The organism is Vibrio genomosp. F10 str. 9ZD137 (assembly GCF_049974785.1).
GTDB lineage: Bacteria > Pseudomonadota > Gammaproteobacteria > Enterobacterales > Vibrionaceae > Vibrio.
Window position 1 is genome coordinate 1 of record NZ_JBNGCJ010000645.1, and the last position, 5,176, is coordinate 5,176.

Genomic DNA, 5,176 nt, shown 5'->3' on the forward strand with positions numbered 1-5,176 from the left:
GCACCACTCTGTCTACGACGACCGCCCCAGCCATCACGGCAGCACCTTGGTAACGCTCGACAGGAATCGATTCTCCGGTCAATGCGCTTTCATCAAAACTTGCGGATGCATCATGAAGTATCCCATCGGCAGGCAATCTAGCCCCAGGGGAGACTTCAATCACATCACCGGGATCCAGCTCAGTTGCGGCGACGTCAACTCGTTCACCATCAATAATTTTAACCGCCGTTTCTGGCACAAGCGCCATTAATGCTTGAACACCGCTGCGTGCTCGGGATGCAGCAAACGCCTCTAATCGCTCGCCAACCAAGAATAAAAGCAGCACCATGGCCGCTTCAACCGTCTCACCAAGATACAGTGCCCCAATAGCCGCGACACTCATCAAGGTTTCAATGGAAAACGGAGTACCAGACTGCGCCAAGTTGAATGCTTTTTTTCCTATTGGATACAAACCCGTTAAGCAAGTTAGGATAAATAGCCACTCACTCACAAAAGGCATCATCGGCTTGATTGAAGCCGCTACTAGCATCGCAAGCACGATCAAGAGTATTGTTGAATTTTGTTTGATGATGGGCAGCCAACCGCTAGGGCTTTCTACTTTTGATGGGCTTGTTGGTAAAGAGAGCGTAAATCCTGCGAGAATAACCGCCCGCTCAATATGACTCACCACGTCGGGATCACTAAATCTTACGACCAGTTTTTCAGTGGCAAATAAGACCTTGGATTCCAAAATGCCTTCCAGCTTATTAACCGCTTTTTCTACTTTTCTTGCGCAGGACGGGCAATCCATCCCTTCGACTTTCCAACTCTGGGTTAATGGGTCTGATGTAAACTGACTGGACTCACTTTCCTCATCGTTTGGTGAACCGCTCTCACATTCGTCAGAACTGCAGCAGCCCGTATCGGATGTTGAGACGCTTGCCATCTTAATGGAAGTCATCTTGGGGCTTGAGCAAGAACCTTTAGAGGCCGTAACTGACCCGACCTTGCTTGAACGACACGCGTGATGTTTTGTACACATAGTGTTTTCTCCTTATCATGTTCATAAAGAGTATAAACCTTTGAGTCGACTCCAAGGTCAAAGGTTTATTTCACTTTTTAGCATTATTGTTCTTTCTTCTTAAGGGCATCCATCATCTCCTTTTCAACAACAGGATCATCAATAAGAACCGCATCATGCGAGCAAAATGGTTGTGAATTGACCGTCGTATAAGCCACCGTTTCTTTATCGACATCTTGCCCTTGCATCATGCCAGCGATGTGCTTTTTCAACATATAAACGGCAATAAGGCCAAAGACAACGGTACCCACAGCTTGTCCATAAAGTACCCCTAACGCGCCAAACCATTGTGCACCAATATAGACAAAAGGCAGTGTCCCTATCGTCGCTTTACCTAAATTCAGAGCCGTCGAGTACAGCGGTTTACCCAGATTATTAAACGATGTGTTCGCCACAAATAGTGTCCCATTGAAGACAAAGCTAATGGCGATATAAGTACAGAAGGCAGCCACAATAATCTCAGCGTCGCCTTCTAAGCTGAAAGCAATAACAATGAAGTCTTGGATAAAATACAAAATCAGGCAAACCAATAAGGTATACGTGGTGGTCACAATCAATGAATTGTTTAAGGTTTCTTTTACTCGGTCAAAACGTTCTGCCCCAAAATTTTGCCCGACAATGGGACCAACCGCCCCAGAAAGCGCGAAAATCACCGCAAAACATACGGGGATCAATCGGCCAATAACCGCATAACCCGCCACATAGTTCTCACCAAACTGAGCAATAAACGTCGTCACTATCGCGTTACCAACGGGCGTGGCAATATTGGTAATGATCGCGGGGATAGCAATGGCTAAAATGACTTTAAGCGTTCTCTGCAAATCGGAAACCGATGGCTTACCAACCAAGTCATGCACCTTGATGAGTGGGTATAATGAAAAATACAAAACGGTAAATCGGGCAACCACCGACGCGATCGCGGCTCCTTCAATATTCCACCCAAATCCAAAAATAAATAAGGGATCTAAGATCGCATTAACAATTCCGCCAGAAAGCGTTGCCCACATCGAACGTTTTGCATCACCCGCAGCTCTTAATCCTGCCCCTGCTGCCATCGCTAAGGCTATAACAGGGCCACTTGGAATGATTATTTGCAAGTAAGCTTGCGCCCTTTCAGCGGCGACTCCTTTAGCCCCAATCAAGCTTAATAGCTCGGGGATATAAATGAACATCAGCGCTGAAATAATTGAGCTGATGATAAATGCAGTCGTCAGAATGGAGGCACTGAGTTGACGTGCGTATTGACGCTGTTTAGAACCAATCGCTTTAGAGACCAAAGCCCCCATAGCAATCGACGTACCAATGGATATTGAAGTAGAAAAAAACACTAAACTGCCCGCAAAGCCGACCGCAGCGGCGAGTTCGACTTGACCAAGCATACTGATAAACAGCATGTCGAGAAGATCAACCACGAACAGCGCCATCAAACCCACGGATCCTGCTCCTGACATCACTAAGATATGTCTCATGGTTGAACCGGTGACAAATTTAGCGCTCTGATCTGACATTCTATCTCCCTTAAAACAACAAAGGCGCATTATGCGCCTTACATTTTGTTACTTAATCATAGACTGAGACAAACTATCACACCGGATGCTTAAAGCAATCATCAATGCTTTTTCCGATTGCTCGCAAGACATCACGTCGACTAATTATGCCCACCAATTTCCCATTATCAATCACAGGGTAGACTTTAGGCTTGCCTACTTTCATTTTATCGGCCATTTCGATGATCGTGGTTTCTGGAGACACCGAGAGCACTTCTTTGTGCATGCAGTCACTTACTAAATGTGTGTCTTGACAGAAATAACTGACCTTAACCAATTTATCGAGCAGATCCTGCTCAGACAGGAAACCAATGACCCTCTCTTCTGAATCAATAACTGGGCCACCAAGGTGCGTGCACTTCATTACTTTCTGTAAAGCCACACTCAACGACATATCAGGTGTAAAGGTAACAGCCTGAAGGGTCATGTAATCTTTTACTCTTTGTGATTCCATCGTCTACTCCTTAAGCGACAACTTTTATTGCGTATAAGGTAATTGTTGTCTAATTTCATGATTTTACTAAATCAATTTCACCTATTATTACAATAGTTTTTATCTATAAGTTCTATAGAAAGTGCTCCAGCCCCTATACAGCCTCGATTGTCACTCTATCGCTCACAAACTCTTTTCTTGTTCTTGAGCCATGTCTTTCATTGTAATGATGCTGCTGATCAGAGAAACACCAAAAGGGACACAATAAGTCAACGCAGCTTTTATCCAGTGTATTGTTGAACCATGAAAAAAAGCATCATACTGATTGATAACATTTAAAAGCGTTCCAACAATGAGTGCAATATAGAGCGCTCGCTTTATGACTTTGCTATTGACCACGCAGTGGTGCTCCTCTGCTTTATGTTGATTGTTTCCTAACCCTTGCTCCTTGCACCTAGCTGAGCGACGGCAGGTTAAGAACTATTTTATTTTTACCTGTTTTAGTATGGCAAAAAATTTTCATTATGGGAGAAGAATCATGCCAAACCCTGGCAACAAGATCATAAAAGGCCAACCTAAGTTAGCCTTTTGCATGAATCCGAATGAAGAATAGTCAATCAATAGAGCTACTGTTTATCTTCCCACCTCAAAGCGGCTTGCGCGTCTGAGTCTCTCGACTCGACCCAGCGAGTCGTCTGAGTAGTTCTTTCTTTTTTCCAAAATGGGGCTTTAGTTTTTAAGTAATCCATGATGAATTCACACGCTTCAAACGCCGCACCTCTATGTGCGCTAGAAACCCCAACAAAGACGATCTGATCGCCAATATCCAAATCACCAACTCGGTGAATCACACTTAGCGCCAACAGAGGCCAACGCTCCTCCGCTTTATCACAAATTTCGCTGAGTGCTTTTTCTGTCATCCCTGGGTAATGCTCAAGGGACAACCCAGTCACGTTATCCCCTAAGTTCATATCACGCACTTTACCAATGAAGGTCACCACCGCGCCAGGCTCCGTCCCTTGAGATAACTTTTCATATTCATCAGCAACCGAGAAGTCCGTCTGTTGCACACTAATACGATTATCCATATTAGCCCCCAGTGACCGGAGGAAAAAAGGCCACTTCATCGCCATCTGAAATCGTCGAATCGAGAGGCACAATAGATTGGTTCACTGCGGCTAATAATTTACCTTGCTCTAAGGCCATGTCCCATTTTCCCTCTTGCTGAGCAAGGTGAGCACGCACTTGTTCTACCGTGTCAAAATCCCCAGCCAGGTCTAAATGGTCAACGCCCACCAACTCGCGGGTTTGTGCAAAAAAGAGAACTTTAATCATGATTCCACCTTGAAGTGCCCTGATTTACCACCGGTTTTCTCGAGTAAACGAACATGTTCAATGACAATGTCTTTTTGAACCGCTTTGCACATATCATAAATAGTTAATGCCGCAACAGAAGCCGCTGTGAGTGCTTCCATTTCAACACCGGTTTTACCCGCTAATTTACATACAGATTCGATACGGACTTTGCTCTCCGATTCAATCGCCTCTAACTGTACTTCCACTTTTGACAATAACAGTGGATGACAAAGAGGAATCAAATCCCAGGTTTTCTTTGCCGCTTGGATGCCCGCGATACGCGCCGTTGCAAATACATCACCTTTGTGGTGCTGCCCAGAAACAATCAAATTAAGTGTTTCTGGTGCCATCGAAACGTAAGCTTCAGCTCTTGCTTCTCTTACCGTTTCAGCTTTCGCAGAAACATCAACCATATTGGCTTCACCTGAAGCGTTAATGTGAGTTAACTCAGTCATTGTTGGCTCCTGCCTTTATACCGACAAATGTGGCATGAAGTTACACGGGCGATGGCTTGCATCAAGCTGCTGTTTAATGATTTTAGTCCAAGCCGTGCGGCACGCGCCTGTCGAACCTGGCATAGCAAAAATAACGGTATGGTTAGCAAAACCCGCGATAGCACGAGACTGAATGGTTGAAGTACCAATTTCTTCATAGGACACGGTGCGGAATAATTCACCGAAACCTTCCACTTGCTTATCAAATAGAGGAACGAGGGCTTCTGGTGTACTGTCTCGTGAAGTAAAACCTGTACCACCGGTAATCATAACGGCTTGAACCGTT

Annotated in this window: 8 protein-coding genes; all 8 read right to left on the reverse strand. The window is 45.0% G+C overall.

Translation table 11 applies throughout. The annotated features are described in order from the left end of the window. The coding region (locus ACP45E_RS15565; RefSeq protein WP_198927737.1) for a cation transporter at positions 1-1,021 on the reverse strand (1,021 nt) is incomplete at its 3' end. An 83-nt stretch (positions 1,022-1,104) separates the two neighbouring features. Further along, entirely contained in the window at positions 1,105-2,568 is a 1,464-nt protein-coding gene (locus ACP45E_RS15570; protein ID WP_017038705.1) for an MATE family efflux transporter, read from the reverse strand. 76 nt (positions 2,569-2,644) lie between these two features. Beyond that, the gene (locus ACP45E_RS15575; RefSeq protein ID WP_017034310.1) at positions 2,645-3,061 is read right to left on the reverse strand and encodes a CBS domain-containing protein; all 417 of its coding nucleotides are present in this window, start codon (positions 3,059-3,061) and stop codon (positions 2,645-2,647) included. Positions 3,062-3,223: 162 nt separating this feature from the next. Next, a complete protein-coding gene (gene nrtS, locus ACP45E_RS15580; protein ID WP_017034309.1) occupies positions 3,224-3,439 on the reverse strand; it encodes a nitrate/nitrite transporter NrtS in 216 nt (71 codons plus the stop codon). 227 nt (positions 3,440-3,666) lie between these two features. After that, positions 3,667-4,128 carry a molybdopterin synthase catalytic subunit MoaE gene (gene moaE, locus ACP45E_RS15585; protein ID WP_017038704.1) on the reverse strand — a complete coding sequence of 154 codons (462 nt, stop codon included), beginning with the start codon at positions 4,126-4,128 and terminating at the stop codon, positions 3,667-3,669. Position 4,129: 1 nt separating this feature from the next. After that, positions 4,130-4,375 carry a molybdopterin synthase sulfur carrier subunit gene (gene moaD / locus ACP45E_RS15590; protein WP_017038703.1) on the reverse strand — a complete coding sequence of 82 codons (246 nt, stop codon included), beginning with the start codon at positions 4,373-4,375 and terminating at the stop codon, positions 4,130-4,132. Continuing rightward, on the reverse strand, positions 4,372-4,851 hold the full coding sequence (gene moaC / locus ACP45E_RS15595) for a cyclic pyranopterin monophosphate synthase MoaC (protein ID WP_017034306.1): 480 nt from the start codon (positions 4,849-4,851) through the stop codon (positions 4,372-4,374). Before moaC ends, moaD begins: the two co-directional genes overlap by 4 nt. A 15-nt stretch (positions 4,852-4,866) precedes the next feature. Continuing rightward, on the reverse strand, positions 4,867-5,176 hold a 310-nt coding region (locus ACP45E_RS15600; RefSeq protein WP_241824326.1), incomplete at its 5' end, for a molybdopterin-binding protein.